The sequence below is a fragment of the Burkholderia cepacia GG4 genome, assembly GCF_000292915.1.
In the GTDB taxonomy this organism is placed as follows: domain Bacteria; phylum Pseudomonadota; class Gammaproteobacteria; order Burkholderiales; family Burkholderiaceae; genus Burkholderia; species Burkholderia cepacia_D.
In genome coordinates this window covers 2,207,963-2,229,749 of the sequence record NC_018514.1, presented here as the reverse complement: position 1 = coordinate 2,229,749, position 21,787 = coordinate 2,207,963, and the positions used below count along the sequence as shown (strand labels likewise).

Genomic DNA, 21,787 nt, shown 5'->3' with positions numbered 1-21,787 from the left:
GCAACGGGTACGGGAATAATTCCGCGCATTGGAGACGCGAACGGCAATGCAAATGGTGCAATGCCGGTTCGACGCAATGCGATCGGACCCTCTCATTTCGCCCCGCCGCGAGCCGCTTCCGGCGGGCCGCGATGTTCCCGCAAACGCCCGTCCGGCGGGGCGCTCGGCCGGTTCCGCGGGCCCCGTTCAAGCCGCCGCGGCCGGTCGTGCGCACGGCGCTAAACACGAAAAGTCCGCCGTGCCAATCGAATTCCGATTCCTTGACACCCCGTTCCAAATGTGGGTGCCAATCCTGATCGTCATTTGATAAGATGGGTCCCATCATTCGTTGGGAAAACCTGCGCGCATCTGCGCGAACGCCGGGTCGCATTAGTTGGAAACAAGTACGGAACGAGGGTCGCTGTTACGGCTATCACGACTGCCCTTCCGGGTACGCGCGTCGCGCGCGCCGGGATCGGGGGCGGTCCGTTCGTGTCCGTCTACACTGTGCGTTTTTTCTGCATCGGGGCGTGTCCATGGATGACGAAAACGATAGCGCGGTGCTTGAGGCGCATCTCGGTACGCGCAGCCCATGCTGGAGCCTCGGCACCGACAGCAATGCACTCGAACTGGCCGCCGTGCGCGGCCTGACCAATGTCGCGATTGCGCTGACGACCGGGCAGGCCGCGCAGATTCGCGCGCTGACCGGCGTCACGTCGCACCTCGTGCTTGAACTCGCGCTGTTCGGCGATCGGGTCAGCCTGCATCTGGTCGGCAGGAAGGTCGACACGACCCTGTGGGCCGGCACGGCCTCTGCCTATTCCGATACCGCGTCCGTCGCGGGCGATCTCGCGCACGGGCTCGCGTTCGCCGAGCAGGTCGTGTCCGAAGTGAATTCGCTCGTCGTGATCCTCGACCGCAACGGGAGGGTGCAGCGCTTCAACCGTCTGTGCGAGGAGGTGACGGGCAAGCGCGAGGTCGACGTGATCGGCCGTAGCGCGTTCGAACTGTTCATGAGCCCCGAGCAGGGTGCGCAGTCGCGCAGCAACATCAGCGGTTTTTTCGCGAGCAACAGCTCGTACGCGGTCGAGCGCTACATCAACACGGTCAACGGCCCGCGCCTGTTCCAGTTCCGCAACAAGTTCGTGCAGAGCGGCAGCGGTGCCGACGAGCAGTTCCTGATCTGTTCGGGCATCGACATCACCGAGGAACGCAACGCGCAGCGGCGGCTCACCGAACTCGCGAATTCCGACGTGCTGACCGGCTTGCCGAACCGTCATGCAATCAGCGAGCGCATCCATGTCGCGCTGACAGCCGACCGCACCGACATGCGCGGCCAGGTCGGCATCCTGTTCCTCGATCTCGACAACTTCAAGCGCGTCAACGACCACTACGGACACATCACCGGCGACCGCCTGCTGCAGGACGTGTCCGCGGTCATCAGCGGCTGCCTGCCGTCAGGCGCGACGCTCGCGCGGCTCGGCGGCGACGAATTCCTCGTGCTGTTCGAGCACGGCACGCGGCCGCTGCTCGAGGCGACCGCGCAGATCATCCTCGAGCGACTGCGTACGCCGATCCATCTCGGGCTGGTGGAGGTCTACACGAGCTGCTCGATCGGCATCGCGATGTATCCGCAGCACGGCGATTCGCTCGAAACGCTGATCCGCAGCGCCGACACCGCGATGTACGTCGCGAAGGAAGAGGGCAAGCACACGTACCGCGTGTTCTCGCTGGAGATGAACCAGAAGGTCGCGAAGTACATGTGGCTCGACACGAACCTGCGCAAGGCGCTCGAGGAAGAGCAGTTCGTGTTGCATTACCAGCCGGTCGTCGACATCGCCACCGGCGACGTGCACGGCGTCGAGGCGCTGATTCGCTGGCAGTCGCCCGATCGCGGGCTCGTCGCGCCGATCGAGTTCATCCGCTTCGCGGAGGAGTCGGGGTTGATCGCGCCGCTCGGCCGCTGGGTGATGCGCACCGCGGCCGCGCAGGCCGCCGCGTGGAAGGCGAAGGGGCTCGACGTTCGGATCGCGGTGAACGTATCCGCGCGGCAGTTGCAGGACATGAACATCGTCGATCAGTTCGCGTCGATTCTCGACGGCGCGGGGCAGAAGTCGAGCCTGGTCGACATCGAACTCACCGAAAGCAGCTTCATCGAGGATGAAGAAGCGGCGCACGAGCTGATGAATCAGTTCCGCCAGCTGGGCGCGGAGATTCACCTCGACGATTTCGGCACCGGCTATTCGTCGCTGTCGCAACTGTCGCGCCTGCCGCTCGATTCGATCAAGCTCGATCGCAGCTTTATCACGGGCATCGACCGCAACCCGCGCTCGCAGGCGCTGGTGCGCTCGGTCGTGTCGCTCGCGAAGGCGCTGAGTTTCTCGGTGATCGCCGAAGGCGTCGAAACGCACGCGGAAGCCGAGTTCCTGAAGCAGATCAATGTCGACCACGCGCAGGGCTTCTACTTTGCGCGGCCGATGCCGGCCCAGGCCTTCGAGGCCTGGCTCGCGGAAACGAGAAAGCTCAGGCTGATCGCCTGAGCCTGCCATTGCGGCGCGCCGCCGCGCGGGCGGCGGCGCGGTCCGGTCACGTTACACCGTGCGCAGCTTCGACACGCGCCGGTTCTGCAGCATCACGAGGCGTTCCATGTACGCGAGGTCCTTCGGCTCGATCGTGAACGCCGCGTGAACCCATTCCTCGGTGATGTCCATCAGCTCCGAACGCGTGAGCTGGAACACGCGATCGCGCGCACGCAGCATCGCGCGGATGCCGTTGAGCTTCGGCTTCATCACGTCGATGAAGGTGCGCGTCGCAAGATACGCGTCGCCCGCATCGAACGTCTGGTCGATCAGCCCGCGATCCTCGTACCACTCGGCCGCATGCGCTTCGCCGGACGAGATCAGCGATTCCGCGAGCCCGCGGTCCGCCTTGCGCGCGACCAGCGAATAGCCGCCCATGCCCGGGAACAGGTTGAACGCGATCTCGGGAAAACCGAGCTTCACGCCCTTCTGCGCGAGCATGTAGTGGTGCGCGAGCGCGGCCTCGAAGCCGCCGCCCAGCGCGCTGCCCTCGACCATCGCGATCGAGATCGCACCGGTGCCGAAGCCCGTGTAGATCTCGTAGACGCCGTCGATGCACGAGCGCGCATAGGCCATCAGCTGGTCGCGCCGGCCGCTGCGGATCGCGTCGACGAAGAAGCTCAGGTCGCCGCCGACGTTGAACAGCTCGGGAACGAGCGAGCCCGTCACCCAGAAGTCGAACTGCAGGCCCGAGTCGCGCGCGACGCGCGCGAGATGGATGATGTCGGTGACGAGTTGCTGGTTGAAGCACGGCCGCGGCTCCGATCGCAGCATCATCCACATGACGTTGCGGCCTTCTTCGTAGAACGCGGTCAGTTGGGTGAGTTCGCCTGCTTCATAAAACGGGCGGCACGCCGGATGGGATTGGAGTTGCATGGTATGTCCTCGAGTTGTGGTTTTTGAAAACCGCCGCGACCGGCGCTGCGCGGGGAAACCGGCTTTCCGCATGACGCCGGTCGCGAGGCACCGCCATTGTTGCGCGCACACAAAAGTGGAATTGCGGGGAACAACGCACGAGCGGGGGGCGGGCGTGAATCGCGTCCGTGCGAACCTTGCAAGGCGTGCGAACGTCGGTCGTGGCGTGATCGCGTGATGGGCCAAGGGACGCGGCCGGCCTCGCGCACACGGTGGCCGCGGCGAGGCGCGCCGATGCGGGGGGGGCCGGTGCGCGGCGCGGGATGGCTGCGTGGAGCGGGGGCGGCGTGCCGTTCGCTTACGCATCGAAAGCGACGCCAGGCCGCCGGCCGGCTCTCATGGAATGTGCGGACTGGCGCGGCGGCCGGGCGTCGACTAGCTTTTAAGGATGACGCCGCCGGGTCCGGCGTTCCGGGAGGGGACCATGACCGGATTCCAGAAGGTGTGGCAGATGCTCGTCGGCAAGCCGCTGGACCCGCTCGATCCGCGCACGCGGCACGCGATCGCCGTGACGCCGTTGCTGGCCTGGGTCGGGCTCGGTGCCGACGGTCTGTCGTCGTCGTGCTACGGCCCGGAGGAGGCGTACCTCGCGCTCGCGCACCACACGCCGCTCGCGCTGTTCCTGGCGCTCGCCACCGCGGCCACCGTGTTCGTCATCGCGCTCGGCTACAACCAGGTCATCGAACTGTTCCCGACCGGCGGCGGCGGCTATCGCGTCGCGACGTCGCTGCTCGGGGCGAAGCCCGGCCTCGTGTCGGGCGCGGCGCTGCTGGTCGACTACGTGCTGACCGTCGCGACGTCGCTCGCGAGCGGCGTCGACGCGTTCTTCAGCCTGCTGCCGGTGAGCGCACAGGCATTCAAGCTCACGACCGAGATCGTGCTGATCCTGCTGATGACGGGGCTCAACTTCCGCGGGATGCGCGAATCGATCATGGTGATGCTGCCGATCTTCATCGGCTTCGTCGTGCTGCATTTCGGGCTGATCGTGTACGGCGTCGCGGCGCACGGCAGCAACCTCGCGCTGATCGTGCCCGACGCGGTGCACGAGGCGCACGGGATGTCGCAATCGCTCGGCACGTTCGTGATGCTCGCGTTGCTGATGCGCGCGTTCTCGCTGGGCGGCGGCACCTATACGGGCCTCGAGGCCGTGTCGAACAACGTGAACATGCTCGCCGATCCACGCGTGCCCAACGGCAAGGTGACGATGTGGTACATGTCGACGTCGCTCGCGTTCACGGCCGGCGGCATCATCCTGCTGTACATGCTGTGGCATGCGCGACCGGTCGAAGGCGAGACGCTCAACGCGGTCGTGTTCGGCAGCGTGATCGATCATCTCGGGCTCGGGTCCGCGTTCGCGCGGCACGCGCTGCTCGCGGCCGTGCTCGCGTTCGAGGCCGGGCTGCTGATGGTCGGCGCGCAGACGGGTTTTCTCGACGGGCCGGCCGTGCTGTCGAACATGGCGTCGGATTCGTGGGTGCCGCGCCATTTCCGCGACCTGTCGACGCGCCTCGTGCGGCAGAACGGCATCATCGTCGTCGGCCTGTCGAGCCTCCTGATCCTGTTGTGGACGCACGGCAGCGTCGACGTGCTGGTCGTGCTGTACAGCATCAACGTGTTCCTCACGTTCAGCATGTCGCTGCTCGGGCTGTGCACGTACTGGTGGCGCCATCGCAGCGAGCAGGGCTGGTTCAAGCACTTCTGCCTGTCGGCGCTCGGGCTGAGCGTGACGGCGACCGTGCTCGTCATCACGCTGATCGAGAAGTTCACGGCCGGCGGCTGGCTCACCGTGCTCGTGACGAGCGCGGTGATCGCGCTGTGCTTCATGATCAACCGCCACTACGCGTACACGCGCATGCAGCTCGCGAAGGAAGACGCGCTGTTCTCGGGGCCGCCGCCGGACGTCGACGAGACCGCCGCACCGGGCCGGCCCGATCCGTCGCAGCCGACGGCCGTGCTGCTGGTCGGCAAGCATCGCGGCGCGAGCATGCACGCGCTGCTGTGGGTCAATCGCCTGTTTCCGGGGCACTTCCGCAACGTGATCTTCCTCGCGGTGGGTGAAGTCGACGCGAAGGCATACGACGGGCACGAGCATCTCGAACGGCTGCGTCACACGATCACCGAATCGCTCGACTACTATGTCGCGCATTGCCGCCGCAACGGCATTGCGGCCGACTACCGGATCGCGTTCGGCACGAACCCGGTCGTCGAATTCATGAACCTCGCGTCGGCGACGCTCGACGCGTATCCGAATGCCGTGTGCTTCGCCAGCAAGCTGATCTTCCGGCGCGTGAACTTCCTGACGGCGTGGCTGCACAACCAGACGCCCGTCGAACTGCAGGCGCGACTGCACGTCGAGGGCCGGCAGATGGTGCTGCTGCCGATGAACGTCGGCTAGCGGTGCGGGCGGCCGGGTGCCGAGGACGCGTGAAAACGATCTCATCGCGCCGGCTCGAGGGAAGGCGCTCGGCAGTCGAATGGGCCGGAACGATTTGCCAAGATGCGCGGCGCTTTGCCGCAATCAATCGGACTGCAAATCTTTCAGGAGAGACTTTGTCAAGCACGCAGTCACATCGTTCACCCGTTCTGAAGCGTGACAACATCAACTGCACGATCACGAACCGGAACAACGCCGGCGCTACGCTGAAGGGCGCGCTAGCGGGCGCGAACGAACAGGGACGCGGCAAGCGCACCGTGACCGGTGCTGTCACGCCGATGCGCTACGACCGGAAGGGAAAGCTGCGCGGACAGCATGCGCAGGCCGGCGCATACACGCGCGCGTGGACGTGGCGCGGCAAGCGCGTCGGCGATTGCCGCTGACGCATCGACTTGCGGCGCGTCGGGTGCGTCGGGCGCAAGGCATTCCGGGGCCGGGCACTTGAATGCATCACAACGTGACATAAAATGAAAGCAGGCCGTCGCGTCATCCGGCCGCTACGCCGCAAACGAACCCGGCCACGCCATGCGCGCATCGTGCCGGGCGAACGTCCGGTTCAGAAGAACGGGGCGGCGACCGGGCGTAGCAGGATGACCGGCCGGCCTCGCCGCGGCCGGCGGCGGCTAGCGCCGTACGGTCTCGCGGCGACGACCACGGGAAACGACGATGATGGTTACGTTTCGGTCATCCGCCGCACCGGATATCGTGATGTTGCGCGATCTGGCCCAGTATCTGCTGGGACTCGTCGGCAAGGGGCTCGACGTTCGCGGCGTGATTTCATCGGACGAATTGCCCGACGCGATCGCGCGGCTTGAACAGGCGATCAGGGATGACGCGACGCGGGAAAGCGCGCACGAGCGTTCGACGCCCGCGCAGCGCACCGAGTTGTCGCCGCATGCGGGCGGGCTCGCGCAGCGCGCGTGGCCGTTGCTGGACATGATGCGTGCGGCCCAGGAACAGGGGCGGCACGTGATGTGGGGCGTGTAGGGATGTGGGGCGTGCCGGCGCGTAACGCGCGCCGGCCGCCCCGGAGCCGGACCTCCGCTGCAAGGCCGATGGTGTGGCGTCGAACGACGCCGTGCCGTCGGCCGATTTTTATGCGCGGCGCGATTACGGACGATGATGCGTATGCGTATGCGTATGCGAGCGCGTCGAGCGTCGCGCGGACCGGTGCAGCAGCTTGTCGCGCGTGCGGTCGCGGCCGCGTCGGGCCGCGAAGAACAGCACCGCGAGCACGAGAATCGCGAGCAGCACGAGGGTCTGGACGATACCGTTTTCCATGTCGCCTCCGGCAGGATGAGGGACGAGGTGCGCCGTGGGCCGGCGTCAGCGCGTCAGCTTGCCGGCGTGAAAGTGCCGGCCGGCTTCGTATCGATGAAGCGCTTGGCCAGCGCGATCGAGACCCTGACCGCGTCCGTATCGTCGCGGAACACGTGGTGCTTCGGGGCCAGCAGGTGCGCCTCGTGGCGACCGCCGGCATCGCGCCAGTACACGACGGCGAGCGGCGGGTACAGCGCGCCGAGCTCGAAGCCTTCGCCGGCCACCGCGTCGACCAGCGCGCCCGCGCGGATCCCGCATTGGCGATAGGTCAGGCAGAGCGGTGATTCCATGGCGATTCCCTGCGCGGGCGCCGGTCGTTCCGACCCCGCGCCGTGTTCACGTCAGCATCGGCATCGCTTCGATCAGCGCGATGCCGAGCAGCGCGCCGATCGCGGCGCCGACCAGCTTCGGGTGCCAACGCTCGAGATGCAGCGCCGTCAGCAGCGCACCGAACAGGATCACGCCCAGCAGCGCGAACGCGATCACGAGGTAGCCGATTTCGAAATCGTTGTTGATCAGCATGATGTCTCCTTCCCCATGTCGGCGTGCCGGTTTCACCGAACCTTCATGCGTTTCGGCGCCGCCGCACGCACGCTTGACCTGCCTCGATTATATATCACAACATGATATAAAAATCGATCGCACGGGGAGCCTGACGTGAAACGGAGCTATCCGCACGTGTGCCTCGCGGCGGTCCCGCGCCGGCCGGAATGTCGTGCGGCGCGGCCTGCCGCCGTGCGGCTTGACGCTCGCCGGCACGTCTCCCACACTGGACTCAGCGACCGGCGCACATCACGCGGGACGGAGCCTTGTCCGTGCCGATGGGTGTCGGTCGCGCCCCGACCTGAACACGAACGTGCGGAGAGCTTCGACGTGGTGCGTTTTCCGTTCCGCCTGACCGGCCGGCGCTGCGCGGTTGCGCTCGCCGTCGCTGCCGTTGCGCTTGCGCGGCCCGCGCTTGCCGATCCGCGCGACGAAGCGCCCGTGACGCTGGTCAGCGATGTCCACCTGTTCGTGCTTCAGCACGATGGCTCGCTCGACGAGGAAGACGATTCGACGCTGCGTGCGAACGATGCGAACGGGATCGACGCGATCGCGCAGCGCTACGTGTGGTTCGACAAGAACCTGGAGAAGGTCGACCTGGTCGCGGCCGAGACGATCGATCGCGACGGTGTCGCGCATCCGGTCGGCGCCGACGGCATCCGCGACGTACAGGAGCCGCGTTCGGCCGGTGCGCCGACCTTTCAGGACGGGTTGTTGCGCACCGTCGTGTTTCCCGGCGTCGAGGCCGGGTCGAGCACGCGCATCGTGTTCCGCAAGACGCGCACGAAGCCGGTCAACGCCGGCTACTTCGGCTACTACGTCGAACCGTCGCGCGAGCCGGTGGACAACCAGCGGCTGATCTTCGACGTGCCGGCCGACCTGCCGCTGCATGCGGACGCGCGCGGCTACGTCGCGTTGCCGCCCGTCACGGCGAACGGCCGTACGCGCTACGCGTTCGAGTATCGGCACGGCCCGTACGATCGGATCGAGAACGGCTCGGTCGGCTATCCGACCTACGGCGACCGGCTCGTGGTGTCCACGCTGCCCGATTACGCGGCGTTCGCCGCGCGCTATCGCGATGCGGCCGTCGACCCGAGCGTGGCCGATCCGGCCGTCGTGCAACTTGCGCGCGCGCTGACCGCCGACGCCGCCGATCCGCATGACAAGGCGCGCATCCTGTACGACTGGGTGCAGGCGAACGTGCGCTACGTCGCGCTCTTTCTCGGCGAGACGGCCGCCGCGCCGCATCGCGTGACGGACATCCTGCGCAACCGCTACGGCGACTGCAAGGACCACGTCGCGCTGTTCGGCGCGTTGCTGGCGGCGGTCGGCATCCGCAGCGAAGCGGTGCTGATCAATCTCGGCTCCGTGTACACGCTGCCGTCCGTGCCTGGTTATGGCGGCGGCGCGATCAACCACGCGATCACGTGGCTGCCCGATCTCGGGCTATACGCGGATACCACGACGGCCGGCATCGCGTTCGGCTACCTGCCGCCGATCGTGATGGATCGGCCGGCGCTGCTCGTCGATACCGGTGTGCTGTCGCGCACGCCGGCCGCGCAGCCGCGGCGCCGCACCGCGCGGGTGGAGATCGATGCCGCCCAGCCGGGTGTCGCACGGTTTCATGCGCTCGTCGAGGATGACGGCTGGACGGCGGAACTCGAACGCAACCTGTTTCGCCGCGCGCCGCCCGACCGCATCCGGCAGCTCGCGAACGAACGCGTGCGGCAAAGCGGACTGCGCGGCCGCGCGCAGATCGCGACGAGCGATCGCCGCGTGACGGACGGGCCGTTCGACGTGACCTTCACCGGCACGCTCGACCACGTCGTGTGGCCGGACGGCACGACTGCGGTGCCCGCGCTGTCGAGCCTCACGGGCGGCATCGCGACGCAGGTCGAGGGCTGGCTGGCCGAACCGGTACGCACGCAGCCGTGGGCGTGCATCGGCGGCACGTTCGACGAGACCGGCCAGATCGCGCTGCCGGCCGACGTCGCGGTGACCGACCTGCCGGCCGATACGGCCGTGCACGACCGCTTCGTCGAGTTCACGTCGCATTACGTATTCGATGCGGCCGCGCGCGTCGTGCAGGTCACGCGGCGGATGAAGGCCGAGTTCGGCCGGCAGGTCTGCACGCCCGATGAGTTCGCGGCGCTGCGCGCGGTGCTCGAACGCATCGAACGCGATACGCAGGCGCAGATCGTCGTGCGGGCGCAGGGGCGTTGAATGGGTGAAGGCAGTGAGCGCGTCGCCGTCATCGGCCGACGCGCAGGAGGGACATCATGACGGAACGAGACCAGGAGATCGCCGATCTCTCGAGGGAGTTGCTGGGCCGGATCGTGCAGGGCATGGTCACGAACGGCGCGACCGTGGATGCGGAGCAGTGCGCGGCGCTGGCGGTGCAGTGTGCGACGGCGCTGGTCGACAAGCTTGACGCGCGCAGCGGCTGAGCGGAATCGTGACGGCGGGCGCCGGGTTTCGTGATGCCGGGGCGCGCTGCGTTGTGCGTCACGCGTCGGCGTGCGCCTCGCCTTCCGCCCGCATCGCGCCCGGCGGCTTGCCGATCACGCGCTTGAACGCGCGGCTGAACGCCGCGAGCGACCCATAGCCGAGCCGGTATGCGACCGCCTCGATCGTCTCGCGGTCGCGTGCGATCCACTGCGCGGCGAGCCGCATCCGCAGTTCGGTCAGGTAACGCACCGGCGTCATCCCGGTGGCCGCGAGAAAGCGCTCGGCGAACACCGAGCGCGACACGCCCGCTTCGGCGGCCAGTTCCGCGACGCTCCAGTTGCGCCCGGGGTCGCGATGCAGCGCGACGATCGCGCGGCCGAGCTTCGGTTCGCGCAGCGCCTGCACCCAGCCCGTCGCGTCGCCGCACCCGCACTCGACCCAGCCGCGCACGATGAACGCCGCGACCACGTCTGCGAGCCGCGCGAGGATGCCCGCGAAGCCCGCGCGCTCGGCGCACGATTCGCGCTCCATCGCATCGAGCATCGGGCGGATTTCCGGGTAGCGCGCGAGCAGCGTGCCGACGTGCATGAACTCCGGCATCGTCCCGACGAGCGGCTGCATGCCGCCGAGATCGAGTTCCATGCACGCGCTGAAGATCAGCGCATCGCCGGCGGCCGGCTCCAGCGCGGCGCACGACGTCGCGCCCACCGACGCGACCGTGTCGCAGATCTTCGCGACCTCGAAGCCGCCGATCTCGCGGCAGGTGGCGTCCGGATCGGACACCAGCGCATGCGTGCGGCCGTGCGGCAGCAGGATCGCGTCGCCGGCCTCGAGCCGCACCGTCGTGCCGGCCGCGTCGCGCAGCAGCACGGGCCCGCGCCCGACGAAATGGAACTGCGCACGGCCCGGCGCGTGGCCGAAGTTCAGCCCGAACGGCCGCGGCACCTGGATGCGGCGGTACTGCACGCCGCTCAGGCGCATCCCCAGCAGCAGTTCGCTGACGAGGTCGTGTACGTCGGGCACGGGGGGAAGCAGGGGCTCGGACATCGCAAGATTCGGACGATTGATCAACAAGAACGGATTGTATGTCATAGACCGTCCTGCCGTCGTTCCTTACGATACGCCGTCATCAGTATTTTCCCTATCCCACTCGGAACGACCCATGAATCCCGGAATCTCCTCTGCCGCCACCACGGCGGCCCCCCGCGAGCCGGCCTGGGGCGCCGTCTTCGCGATGACGCTCGGCGTGTTCGGTCTCGTCACGGCCGAATTCCTGCCCGCGAGCCTGCTCACCCCGATGGCCGACAGCCTCGGCGTGAGCGAAGGCGTGGCCGGCCAGGCCGTCACGGCCACCGCGACAGTCGCGCTCGTCACGAGCCTGCTGATCTCGGCGCTGACCCGCACGATCGACCGGCGGCGCGTGCTGCTCGCGTTCTCGGTGCTGCTGGTCGTGTCGAATCTCGCGGTCGCGTTCGCGCCCGACCTGACGACGCTGCTGATCGGCCGCGTCGTGCTCGGCGTCGCGCTCGGCGGGTTCTGGACGATGGCGACGGCTACCGCGATGCGGCTCGTGCCGACCGCGATGGTGCCGCGCGCGCTGTCGATCATCTTCAGCGGCGTGGCGGTCGCGACGATCGCCTCTGCGCCGATGGGCAGCTACTTCGGGCACCTGATCGGCTGGCGCAACGTGTTCCTGATCGCGGCTGGGCTCGGCGGCATCGCGTTCGTGTCGCAGGTCATGACGCTGCCGTCGATGCCGCCGAGCGGCACGACGCGGCTGCGCACGCTCGTCGACGTGCTGCGCCGGCCGACCGTCGGCCTCGGGATGTTCGCAACGATCCTCGTGTTCACCGGGCATTTCGCGTTCTTCACGTATCTGCGGCCATTCCTCGAACAGGTTGCCGGCGTCGGCGTGAACGGGTTGTCGGCGATCCTCCTCGGCTACGGCATTGCGAACTTCGTCGGCACGTCGCTCGCGGGCCGCGTGCTCGAGCACCGGCTGCGGCCGATGCTGATCGGGATGCCGGCGCTGATGGTCGTGCTCGGTATCGCGCTCGTCGCGCTCGGCCGTGCGCCGGTCATCGACGCGGTGCTCGTCGCGTTGTGGGGGATGGCGTTCGGCGGCGTACCGGTCGCGTGGTCGACGTGGGTCACGCGCACCGTGCCCGACGAGGCCGAGAGCGCGGGCGGGCTGATCGTCGCGGCGATCCAGCTCGCGATCGCGACGGGCGCAGCGGCCGGTGGCGTCGTGTTCGACGCGAACGGCGCGGGCGGCGTGTTCCTGGGGGCGGCTGCGGTGCTGGCCGTGGCGGTCGCGACGATCGTGACCGGCGTGCCGAAGCGGGTCGGCGTGGCGCCTGCGCTGGCTGAATGACGCAGGTGCAGGCCGATCGATTCGAGTATGGGTCGGCCTGTTGTCCGGTACGTCGAGAAACCGGCGGGCGGGCGCTTCAGCCGCGCGTGGCGGGATCCTCCGACAGCGCGCGCAACTGGCCGCGCAACACATCGACTTCTCCTGCCGCAAACGGCCGTTCGATGTCGGCGTGCGTTTGCTGCCACAGCGGGAACGCTTCGGCGAGCAGCTGATGGCCGGCCGGGCTGAGTTCGAGCAGGCGGCTGCGCTTGTCGTCCGGGTCCTGCGTGATGGTCACCAGGCCGCGCCGCTCGAGCGGCTTGAGCGCGGCCGTCAGCGTGGTGCGGTCCATCGCGAGCAGCGACGCGACCGATTTCATTGCGGCCGGTTGCGGCCGGTTCAACGACATCAATAACGAAAACTGGCCGTTGGTGAGATCCAGCGGACGCAGCGCGTCGTCGAAGATGCGCGCGAGATTGCGCGCCGCGCGCTGCATGTGCAGGCACAGACAGCAATCGCGCACCATTAGCGTCGTTTCGAAAGGGAGCTTTTCTTTGCGTGCCATGTTGCAATTGTGTTGATATCAACCTATCGTGTCAAGGGCGAGGAGCGGCGCCCCGTCGCTCCCGCCATCGGACGGAGGAAGCATGAGTGCTCAACAGCAGTTGTATCTCGCGGTATTCCTCGGCAGCAAGGAGAGCGCGGCCATGAAGGCGTGGCAGGCGCTACCGGAGGACGAGCGTCGCACGCGGGAGCGTGAGGGGATCGCCGCGTGGCATGCGTGGGTCGACCGGCATCGCGACGCGATCGTCGAGCTCGGCGGGCCGCTCGGCAAGACCAAGACGATCGGCAAGGGCGGCGTCACGGACACCGCCAATGCGATGAGCGGGTTTACCGTCGTGCGTGCCGCGTCGCACGAGGCGGCGGCCGCGCTGTTCGAAGGCCATCCGCATTTCACGCTGTTCCCGGGCGAGGCGATCGACGTGATGCCGGTGCTCGCGGTGCCCGGCATGTGAACGGCGCAGGCGCCGTGCGCGCGGTCGTCGCGGCCGATGGGCCGTGACCTGCGGGCGCGGATGTTCCCCGACATTTTCGATGGAGACATTGCGATGAAGCTTTACGGATTCGCCGGCACGCGCTCGCAACGCGCGCTCTGGGGGCTCAAGGAACTGGATGCGGATTTCGAGTTCGTGTCGGTCAACCTGCTGGCGGGCGAGCACAAGCGGCCCGAATTCCTGCGCATCAACCCGGCCGGCAAAGTGCCCGTGCTGGTGGACGGCGATCTCGTGATTCCCGAGTCGGCCGCGATCGTGCTGTACCTCGCAGACAAGTATCCGGAGAAGGCGCTGCTGCCGGTCGATCCGGCACTGCGTGCGCAGGCGTATCGGTGGGTCATGTTCGCGGTGACGGAGCTCGAGCAGCCGCTGTGGCGCATCACGCGGCATTCGTTCATCTATCCGCCGGAGAAGCGCTCGCCGGCCGATATCGAGTTGGCACGCGAGGATTTCGCGACGATGGCCGCGATCCTCGACAAGCATCTCGAAGGGCGCGAATTCATCGTCGGCGACGCGTTGACGGTGGCCGATTGCGTGACGGTTTATCTGATCGACTGGGCGAGCGAATGCCACCTGATCGAACCGTTCCCGCAATTGCGCGCATATCTCGAACGGCTTTACGCGCGGCCGAAGGCGCCGCAACGGATCGCGGAGGCCCGCAAGGCGGCGTGAAGCGGTGGTCGGTCAGGTCGACGGGCGTGATCGACTGCGTTATCCCGCCGGCTCGCGGTCACGACACCTCGACCGGCCCACCGAGCACGCGACACAGCGTCGACAGGTCGCGAATGGTCAGATGAGGAGACGGGGCACGATGCGCAGCGTGCTCCGCTTCCTGGCCAGCGTGGCGCACCACCCAGGCCGCCTGAAGCCCCGCGTTCAACGCGCCGACGACATCGAGGTGAAAGTCGTCGCCGACGTGAAGCAGTTCCGCCGCATGCACGCCGAGCGCCGCGGCGGCCGCATGGAAGATCTCCGGCTCGGGTTTCGCGAACCCGAACGCACGCGCGCTGAGCGTCTCGCGAAAGTACTCGCCGCCGCCGGTCAGCCGAAGGTCCGCGTTGCCGTTGGTCACCGCGATCAATGGAAACCGCGCGCTCAACCACGCGAGCGTCGGCAACGCATCGTCGAAGAACTCGACCTGGTTTCGCGCGGTATAGAACACGTCGTATGCGCGGTCGGTCAGCGTGACGTCTTCGTTCGCCCGCTCCAGCGCAAGGCGGATCGATCCGATTCTCAACGCACGATAGTCGCTGACGAGGTCGGGCCGCGCGCGCTCGTACTCGTCGCGCAATTGGCTCAATGCCTGCGACGTGGGCAGTACGCTCGCGGTATTGGGCGCATGTTCGATCAGCCAGGCGTGAAGCGACGCTTCGGCCCGTTCGACGGAGGGCCAGAACGGCCACAGCGTGTCGTCGAGGTCGAACGAGATGGCGGAGACTTTGGAGGGATGCATGGCGATGGAAGATACCACGCGCTCGCCGTTCACCACGGCCACGGGACGGAGCGTCCCGCGCCATTCTCGACGGCCTGCCGATACAGGAAGCGCGCGACGGTCAGGTCCTGAAGCGCGAGCCCTGTCATGTCGAACACGGTGATCTCGCCCGGCGCGCGATCGACCGACACGGTCCCGGCGAGCACCTCGCCGATTTCAGTGCGTGGCAGATCGGGCGCCCATTGGCACTCGCCGATGCTGCGCGCCTGCTCGTGATCGTCCGCGAAAATGCGCGCGCGCTCCAGCACGCCTTCGGGCAGTTCGCGCTTGCCGGCGGTGTCCGCGCCGACGCAGGTCAGGTGAGTGCCCGGCTGAACTGCGTCCGCGTCGAACAGCGGGCCGCCGCCCGGCGTTGCCGTGATGACCACATCGCTGTCGGCCACCGCATCGTTGCGGTCCCGTGCGACGCGGATGTCGCAGCGTTCGCGGAATGCCGATTCGAACACCGGGTCCGATTCGCCGCTGACGTTCACGTACAGCACCGAGCACCGTTGCGGCAGCAACCTGATCGCATAGTCGAGCTGGACGCGCGCCTGCACGCCGGTGCCGAACACGCAGATTCGCGCGCTGTCGCGGCGGGCCAGCGCCTGCAGGCCCAAGCCCCCGGCCGCACCGGTCCGGGCGGTGGTGATCGCGTTGCCGTCCATGATGCAAAGCGGGCGGCCCGTGGCCGGATCGAACAGCGCGATCGTCGCCTGGTGCGGCTCACCGCCCCGGCTTCGATTACCGGGCCAGAACCCGGCCGCCTTGAAGCCGAGCAGATCCTGGCTTGCGACGTCACCCGACTTGATGCCAAACACGCCGCCGGTATGCAACTTCTCGCGCACGACCGGGAACACGCGTCCGGCGCGTTGGCTGTGCAACACGAAGGCTTCGCGGACCGCCGCCATCACTTGTTCGGCTTGAAGGGCCGGTTCGACGACATCGCGGTCGAGAAGAAGGAGTTGGGCGTCTGACGGCATGGTGGGCGAGCCTCTTGAGGTGCAAAGCGAATCGCGGATTATATAGTTTGTACAGATTTAGACGAATCGTAAATGTCGCTCTGACGAGCGTGCGGTGGCTGGTTTCGTCGTCGGAAATCGGCGCATCACGTCACTGCACCGACCGCGCCCGAGTGATCCCTACCACCCGTAGAAGCGCGGCCAGGTCTGAATGGTGTCGTCGCCGCTCAGCGCGCGGTATTCCGGATGCTGCGCACCGGTCGCGCACGCGTGGTTCGGCAGGATCCGCAAACGGGTGCCGATCGGAAACCGCTTCGCGATGCCCGTGTCGGGCGTACCGTTGCGGGACACGATACCGTGCTCCTGATTGGCCGCGCTCATGACGTACTCGCCGAGCACTTCGCCGTCTTCGGTACACACCTGCCCGTAGCCGAAATCCCGCGCCTGCCGCTGCGTGCCGCGATCGCGGCTCATCGCCATCCAGCCCGCGTCGACGATCGCCCAGCCTTTTTCTTCCTGGTGTCCGATGACGGTGGTCAGCACCGACAGCGCGATGTCGGACAGCGCGCACACGCCGATGTTGTGCATCACGAGGTCGAACAGCACGTACACGCCCGCGCGGACTTCCGTCACGCCGTCGAGGCGCTCCGCGGACAGCGCGGTCGGCGTCGATCCGATGCTCACGACCGGGCAGGGCAACCCGGCTGCCCTGAGACGCTCCGCGGCGCGCACGGTCCGGCTGCGCTCCTGCTCGGCGATAGCGACCAGCGCTTCGCGGGTGTCGTATTCGTAGCTGGAGCCGGCATGCGCGAGCACGCCGCCAAGCGTCATGCCGCCGTCGTTCAGCGCACGGCCGACGTCGATCAGCAGGTCGTCGTCGGGCGGAATCCCCGAGCGATGGCCGTCGACGTCGATCTCGATCCAGACTTCGAAGCGCTCGCCGTGCTCGCGACCGAATGCTGCGATCGCGTTCGCGGTCTGCAGGCTGTCCGCGACGATCTTCAGGTCGCAGCCCTGCCGGCGCAGCGCAAGCGCCTGGCCGAGCCTGGCGGGAATCATCCCGACTGCGTAGACGATGTCGCGCACGCCGGCCGCGAAAAACTGTTCGGCCTCCTTCAGCGTCGACACCGTGATGCCTTGCGCGCCCGCCGCGAGCTGCGCGTCGACGACGTGCCGGCACTTGGTCGTCTTTACGTGCGGCCGGAACCTGACGCCGAGCGCGTCCAGATGCGCCTGCATGCGTGCGATGTTGTCACGCATGCGATCGACGTCGATCAATGCGGCGGGGGTATTGAGGGGAGGGATGCCCATGATGCGTTGCTTCGAGGATTACCGATGCAAACATCGTAGGGCGTTTGGCATGCCGTATGTTTAACGCATGCCAAATCGATCATTAAGCAATATTTAATCGCGGGACGGCGCTCATGCCTTGCCGCGCCACGGTGGCGGATCGAGAAACTGCGTCGCGGCTTCGAGGAAAACCCGTTGCCGCGCGGAGCGGCCGGTGCGCGACGGCAGCAGCGCGGTCACGGGCGCGGGCGGCAGCTGCCAGTCGGGCAGCAGCCTGACCAGCTTGCCGTTCGCCAGCAGCGGCGCGACGTCCCACTCGGAGCGTTCCACGATGCCGAGCCCGGCCAGTGCCCAGTCGGTGATGACGGTGCCGTCGTTCGACGACAGCGCGCCCGTGACGCGGATCACCGCCGATCGTCGGGATTCGCCCTTGCCGTCGCCGGCTTGCGAAAAGCGCCAGCGCGGAACGTCCTCGTCGTTTTCACGCAGGCACAGACAGTCGTAGCGGGCCAGGTCGGACGGATGATTCAGTGCGTTGATGCGACGCGCGTAGCCGGGGCTCGCGCACAGGAAGCGCTCGTTGGGCGCGAGCGGATAGCCGATCCACGACGACGATTTCAGGCTGCCGACATGGATCACCACGTCGGCTCCCGACGCACTGGTCAACGGGCTTTCCGACAGGTGCAGCGAGATCTCGAGCTTCGGATGCGCGCGCTGCACGTCGCGCACGATCCGCGCGACGTACTTGCGCCCGAAGCCGAACGGCGCGACGACGCGCAGCGTGCCTTGCACGTCGCCGCGGTCGCCGGAGAGGTTGACCGGCAGTGCCTCGACACGCTCGAGAATGTCGACGGCTTCCTGGTACAGCCGCTGACCTTCTTCGGTCAACGCGATGCCTTTCGACTGCCGCACGGCGAGCCTGACGTTCAAGCGCGCCTCCATCCGCTGCAGGCGCATGGTGACCGCGGGCGGAGTGAGGTCGAGCAAGCGCGCGGCGGATGCCAAGGAACGCGACGCGCCGATCGCGCGCACGAGTCGAAGGTCGTCGAGGTCGAGCATTTCGTTTCTCTTAATGCTGGCGTTGCCGAGCATTAAACATCACATCACATCACGTCGTGAATCCATCGACGGAGGTTCGGATCTCGACAAGCGTGTGTGCGGATCGACGCACGGGAGTGCATGCCCGGCGAATGGAGTTGGCCTTGATCGTGCGATCGCGTACAGCAAGCGGGATGACGCTGCGTCACGCCGCACGCGGCCTCGTCCACTTCACGCATCGAGCCCGAAGATCAGCGACCGGTGTGCGCCCACGCCGGCCGCCACGCCCGATGCCGATGCGAACGTCGCGTTGGTCATCAGGCTCGATGCGTCGCCGGCCGCGTACACGCCGGCGACGCTCGTCTGCTTCCACGTATCGACGCGAATCGCCGAGCCGAGCGGCCCTTCGTCGAACGCGCAGCCGAGCTGTTGCGCGAGATCGCTGGCCATCTCCGTCCGCGCGCCGACGAACAACGCATCGATCGGCACGACCTGCCCGTCGGCGAGCCGCCGGTGTTTTCCGATCTGGTGGCCGAGGATGCGCCCGAATGCCTGGTCGAACAGGCGGTCAACGCGCATCTGTCGGCCACGCTGAAGGAGGTCGAAGCGGCGCTGCTCGCGCGCTTCGGCGAAGTCGCGCTCGGCATGCTGTCGCGCGAATTCGAAGCGAAGGCGGCACGTCGCCGCAAGCCGCGCTGACGCGCCGCAACATCGCGGCCGACGGCAACTAGCCGGCAGTCCGACGCAATCCGGCGCGGCGCAAAATCCGCGCGCCGTTGTGTTCTGTCCCCCAACTTCTGCCCGGTTCGCCCGTCACAGGGCAAAATACGGGTTTTCCGCACCCGAGAGGGTGCGTCCGAATCACGCGCCGGGCGGCGGCAGTGCGCAATCGCACGCCGCCGCCCGGCGCCCAGGCAAGATGCTCGCCGTGTCGCGAGCCCACAGGAGTCCAGACCCCATGCCCGAATCCAACCTGTCCTTCTTCGGCCGGCTATCGCTGGCCGTCGGCACGTTCTTTTCCGTGATCGGCAATCGCGAGTTCGCGGCCGGCGTGCTGCGCGTGCGCGACGGCGCCCCGGTACCGGCGCCGGTCGCACCCGCTCCGGCCCCGGTTGCGCCGGCCCCCGCCGCGGCCCCGGCGCCCGCGCCCGTGAAGGCGCCGGCCCCCGAGCTGCGCGAAGCGAGCCCGCAAGCCGCGCTGCAACTGCTCGGCCTGCTGCAGCGCGATGCGCGCTTCATCGATTTCGTCGAGGAAGACATCGCCGGCTACGCGGACGCCGACATCGGCGCCGCCGCACGCCTTGTGCACGACGGTTGCCGCACCGCGCTGCGCGAGCACTTCACGATCGTGCCGGTGCGCGATGAAGCCGAAGGCAGCCGCGTGACGCTGCCGGCCGGCTTCGACGCGACGGCCGTGCGCGTGACGGGCAATGTGGTCGGCGCCGCGCCGTTCACGGGCACGGTCAGCCATCGCGGCTGGCGCGTGGCCGACGTGCGCCTGCCGAAGCTGACGGGCAGCCACGACGCATCGGTGGTCGCACCGGCGGAGGTGGAACTGTGAGCGATCCGCGCTATTCGATCGGTATCGACCTCGGTACGACCCACTGCGCGCTGTCGTACGTCGACAGCGCCGCGAGCGACGGCGAAACCATCACGCAGCAGGTGCTGCCGATCGCGCAGCTGACCGCGCCCGGCGCGCTGGAGTCGCGCGACCTGCTGCCGTCGTTCCTCTACCTGCCGCATGAAAGCGAGCTGACGCAGGGCGACCTGACGTTGCCGTGGACCGCCTCGCGCGGCTTCGCGGTCGGTGAAATGGCCCGCACCCGCGGCGCGGGCACGCCGATCCGCCTCGTGTCGAGCGCGAAGAGCTGGCTGTGCCACCCGGGCGTCGATCGCCGTGCGGCGATCCTGCCGAGCGACGCGCCGCCCGAAGTGTCGCGCGTGTCGCCGCTGGAAAGCTCGATCCGCTACCTGACCCACCTGCGCGAAGCGTGGGACCACACGCACCCCGACGCGCCGTTCGCCGACCAGGACGTGACGGTCACGATCCCCGCATCGTTCGACCCGGCCGCGCGCGAACTGACGGCAGAAGCCGCCCGTGCCGCCGGCTACTCGCGGATGACGCTGCTCGAGGAGCCGCAGGCCGCGCTCTACAGCTGGATCCAGAAGAGCGAAGGCGGCTGGCGCAAGCAGGTGCAGGTCGGCGACCTGATCCTGTGCGTGGACGTCGGCGGCGGCACGACCGACCTGTCGCTGATCGCGGTGGTCGAGCGCGACGGCAATCTCGAACTGCATCGCGTGGCGGTCGGCGAGCACATCCTGCTCGGCGGCGACAACATGGACCTCGCGCTCGCGCACGTGGTCGCGCGCAAGCTCGCGCAGCAGGGTACGCAGGCCGATCCGTGGCAACTGCGTGCGCTGACCTACGCGTGCCGCGCGGCGAAGGAAACGCTGCTGTCCGACCCGACGACCGACGCGGTGCCGCTCGTCGTGCCGAGCCGCGGCTCGAAGCTGATCGGCGGCTCGATCCGCACGGAGCTCACGCGCGCGGAACTCACGCAGATCATCCTCGAAGGCTTCTTCCCGCAAGTCGACGCGGCCGCGCGGCCGGTGAGCCGCGCGCGCGTCGGCCTGACGCAGCTCGGCCTGCCTTATGCGCAGGACGCGGGCATCACGCGCCATCTCGCGGCGTTCCTCGGCCGCCAGGTCGCGGCGCTCGACGCGCTCGAAGGCGTGCAGCGCACGTTGCCGCAGGGTGCGACGTTCCTGCATCCGACCGCGGTGCTGTTCAACGGCGGCGTGTTCAAGTCGACGCTGCTCACGCAGCGCGTGCTCGATACGCTCAACGGCTGGCTCGCAGCGGAAGGCGCGCCGGCCGCGCGCCTGCTCGAAGGCGCGGATCTCGATCTCGCGGTCGCGCGCGGCGCGGCGTACTACGGCTACGTGAAGCGCGGCCGTGGCGTGCGCATTCGCGGCGGCACGGCGCGTGCGTACTACGTCGCGATCGAATCGGCGATGCCCGCGGTGCCGGGGCTGGAGCCGCCGGTGCAGGCGCTGTGCGTCGCGCCGTTCGGGATGGAGGAAGGCTCGGATGCGGCGCTGCCGCCGCAGGAGTTCGGCCTCGTCGTCGGTGAACCGGTGCAGTTCCGCTTCTTCGGGTCGTCGGTGCGCCGCCAGGACCAGGTCGGCACGCTGCTCGACTACTGGTCGCCGGAAGAGCTGCAGGAGCTCGAGGAAATCCAGGCCACGCTGCCCGCCGAAGGGCGCACGGTCGGCGAGATCGTGCCGGTGAAGCTGCATGCGCGCGTGACCGAGGCCGGCACGCTCGAACTCGAGGCGATCCCGAGCGGCACCGACGAGCGCTGGAAGGTCGAGTTCGACGTGCGCGGCGCCGCCTGAG

Annotated in this window: 22 protein-coding genes and 1 pseudogene; 12 read left to right on the top strand and 11 right to left on the bottom strand. The window is 68.0% G+C overall.

Annotated features, from left to right (window positions below; translation table 11 throughout):
• Positions 1–515: 515 nt before the first annotated feature.
• The gene (gene pdeR, locus GEM_RS25610) at positions 516–2,519 is read left to right on the top strand and encodes a cyclic di-GMP phosphodiesterase (RefSeq protein WP_014900324.1); all 2,004 of its coding nucleotides are present in this window, start codon (positions 516–518) and stop codon (positions 2,517–2,519) included.
• 51 nt (positions 2,520–2,570) lie between these two features.
• Here pdeR and GEM_RS25605 read toward each other — a convergent pair whose 3' ends face one another.
• Positions 2,571–3,434, bottom strand: coding sequence for a crotonase/enoyl-CoA hydratase family protein (locus GEM_RS25605; protein WP_014900323.1), 864 nt, complete (start codon positions 3,432–3,434; stop codon positions 2,571–2,573).
• Between the two features lie 463 nt (positions 3,435–3,897).
• On the opposite strand from GEM_RS25605, the gene GEM_RS25600 reads away from it, so the two are divergent.
• From GEM_RS25600 to GEM_RS25590, 3 genes are all read left to right on the top strand, one after another.
• Positions 3,898–5,868, top strand: a complete 1,971-nt coding sequence (locus GEM_RS25600) for an APC family permease (RefSeq protein ID WP_014900322.1) — start codon at positions 3,898–3,900, stop codon at positions 5,866–5,868.
• Positions 5,869–5,897: 29 nt separating this feature from the next.
• Positions 5,898–6,290 carry a DUF3617 family protein gene (locus tag GEM_RS32020; RefSeq protein WP_272148406.1) on the top strand — a complete coding sequence of 131 codons (393 nt, stop codon included), beginning with the start codon at positions 5,898–5,900 and terminating at the stop codon, positions 6,288–6,290.
• A 283-nt stretch (positions 6,291–6,573) separates the two neighbouring features.
• Positions 6,574–6,894 (top strand): DUF1840 domain-containing protein, encoded by a 321-nt coding sequence (locus GEM_RS25590; RefSeq protein WP_014900320.1) that lies wholly within the window; start codon positions 6,574–6,576, stop codon positions 6,892–6,894.
• A 123-nt stretch (positions 6,895–7,017) separates the two neighbouring features.
• Here the strand turns inward: GEM_RS25590 and GEM_RS32015 are convergent, their stop codons facing one another.
• Genes GEM_RS32015 through GEM_RS25580 form a run of 3 tightly spaced genes read right to left on the bottom strand, consistent with a single transcriptional unit; the run spans position 7,018 to position 7,749 of the window.
• Positions 7,018–7,188, bottom strand: a complete 171-nt coding sequence (locus GEM_RS32015; RefSeq protein ID WP_014900319.1) for a hypothetical protein — start codon at positions 7,186–7,188, stop codon at positions 7,018–7,020.
• 53 nt (positions 7,189–7,241) lie between these two features.
• A complete protein-coding gene (locus GEM_RS25585) occupies positions 7,242–7,517 on the bottom strand; it encodes a hypothetical protein (RefSeq protein WP_014900318.1) in 276 nt (91 codons plus the stop codon).
• A 46-nt stretch (positions 7,518–7,563) separates the two neighbouring features.
• The gene (locus tag GEM_RS25580; protein WP_014900317.1) at positions 7,564–7,749 is read right to left on the bottom strand and encodes a hypothetical protein; all 186 of its coding nucleotides are present in this window, start codon (positions 7,747–7,749) and stop codon (positions 7,564–7,566) included.
• Between the two features lie 351 nt (positions 7,750–8,100).
• Between GEM_RS25580 and GEM_RS25575 the strand changes: the two genes are divergently transcribed.
• Both GEM_RS25575 and GEM_RS32010 read left to right on the top strand, forming a co-directional pair.
• Positions 8,101–9,993, top strand: coding sequence for a DUF3857 domain-containing transglutaminase family protein (locus tag GEM_RS25575; RefSeq protein WP_014900316.1), 1,893 nt, complete (start codon positions 8,101–8,103; stop codon positions 9,991–9,993).
• 56 nt (positions 9,994–10,049) lie between these two features.
• Entirely contained in the window at positions 10,050–10,217 is a 168-nt protein-coding gene (locus GEM_RS32010) for a hypothetical protein (RefSeq protein ID WP_014900315.1), read from the top strand.
• A 58-nt stretch (positions 10,218–10,275) separates the two neighbouring features.
• On the opposite strand, the gene GEM_RS25570 is transcribed toward GEM_RS32010, so the two are convergent.
• Complete coding sequence (locus GEM_RS25570) at positions 10,276–11,310, bottom strand: AraC family transcriptional regulator (protein WP_014900314.1); 1,035 nt, start codon at positions 11,308–11,310, stop codon at positions 10,276–10,278.
• Positions 11,311–11,380: 70 nt separating this feature from the next.
• Here GEM_RS25570 and GEM_RS25565 point away from each other — a divergent pair, with 70 nt between their 5' ends.
• Positions 11,381–12,592 (top strand): MFS transporter, encoded by a 1,212-nt coding sequence (locus GEM_RS25565; RefSeq protein ID WP_014900313.1) that lies wholly within the window; start codon positions 11,381–11,383, stop codon positions 12,590–12,592.
• 76 nt (positions 12,593–12,668) lie between these two features.
• Here GEM_RS25565 and GEM_RS25560 read toward each other — a convergent pair whose 3' ends face one another.
• Complete coding sequence (locus GEM_RS25560) at positions 12,669–13,136, bottom strand: MarR family winged helix-turn-helix transcriptional regulator (RefSeq protein WP_014900312.1); 468 nt, start codon at positions 13,134–13,136, stop codon at positions 12,669–12,671.
• A gap of 82 nt (positions 13,137–13,218) precedes the next feature.
• Here GEM_RS25560 and GEM_RS25555 point away from each other — a divergent pair, with 82 nt between their 5' ends.
• Together GEM_RS25555 and GEM_RS25550 are read left to right on the top strand one after the other, a co-directional pair.
• The gene (locus GEM_RS25555; protein ID WP_014900311.1) at positions 13,219–13,587 is read left to right on the top strand and encodes a hypothetical protein; all 369 of its coding nucleotides are present in this window, start codon (positions 13,219–13,221) and stop codon (positions 13,585–13,587) included.
• A 93-nt stretch (positions 13,588–13,680) separates the two neighbouring features.
• Entirely contained in the window at positions 13,681–14,298 is a 618-nt protein-coding gene (locus GEM_RS25550) for a glutathione S-transferase family protein (protein WP_014900310.1), read from the top strand.
• Positions 14,299–14,356: 58 nt separating this feature from the next.
• On the opposite strand, the gene GEM_RS25545 is transcribed toward GEM_RS25550, so the two are convergent.
• The 5 genes from GEM_RS25545 to GEM_RS25525 form a co-directional block, all read right to left on the bottom strand.
• Positions 14,357–15,079 carry an HAD-IA family hydrolase gene (locus tag GEM_RS25545; RefSeq protein WP_041490828.1) on the bottom strand — a complete coding sequence of 241 codons (723 nt, stop codon included), beginning with the start codon at positions 15,077–15,079 and terminating at the stop codon, positions 14,357–14,359.
• 29 nt (positions 15,080–15,108) lie between these two features.
• Positions 15,109–16,080 carry an ornithine cyclodeaminase family protein gene (locus tag GEM_RS25540; protein ID WP_014900308.1) on the bottom strand — a complete coding sequence of 324 codons (972 nt, stop codon included), beginning with the start codon at positions 16,078–16,080 and terminating at the stop codon, positions 15,109–15,111.
• 159 nt (positions 16,081–16,239) lie between these two features.
• A complete protein-coding gene (locus GEM_RS25535) occupies positions 16,240–17,370 on the bottom strand; it encodes a DSD1 family PLP-dependent enzyme (protein WP_014900307.1) in 1,131 nt (376 codons plus the stop codon).
• A 111-nt stretch (positions 17,371–17,481) separates the two neighbouring features.
• Positions 17,482–18,408 carry a LysR family transcriptional regulator gene (locus GEM_RS25530; protein WP_085963802.1) on the bottom strand — a complete coding sequence of 309 codons (927 nt, stop codon included), beginning with the start codon at positions 18,406–18,408 and terminating at the stop codon, positions 17,482–17,484.
• Between the two features lie 210 nt (positions 18,409–18,618).
• Positions 18,619–18,966, bottom strand: a complete 348-nt coding sequence (locus GEM_RS25525; RefSeq protein ID WP_014900305.1) for an FAD-dependent oxidoreductase — start codon at positions 18,964–18,966, stop codon at positions 18,619–18,621.
• Between GEM_RS25525 and GEM_RS25520 the strand changes: the two are divergent.
• The 3 genes and pseudogenes from GEM_RS25520 to GEM_RS25510 all read left to right on the top strand — a co-directional run.
• Positions 18,886–19,086, top strand: a pseudogene (locus GEM_RS25520) (transcriptional regulator); the annotation flags it as partial. The gene GEM_RS25525 and the pseudogene GEM_RS25520 sit on opposite strands and share 81 nt — an antisense overlap.
• Positions 19,087–19,345: 259 nt before the next feature.
• Positions 19,346–19,948, top strand: a complete 603-nt coding sequence (locus GEM_RS25515; protein WP_014900304.1) for a DUF2760 domain-containing protein — start codon at positions 19,346–19,348, stop codon at positions 19,946–19,948.
• Positions 19,945–21,786, top strand: coding sequence for an Hsp70 family protein (locus GEM_RS25510; protein ID WP_014900303.1), 1,842 nt, complete (start codon positions 19,945–19,947; stop codon positions 21,784–21,786). Before GEM_RS25515 ends, GEM_RS25510 begins: the two co-directional genes overlap by 4 nt.
• Position 21,787 lies beyond the last annotated feature (1 nt).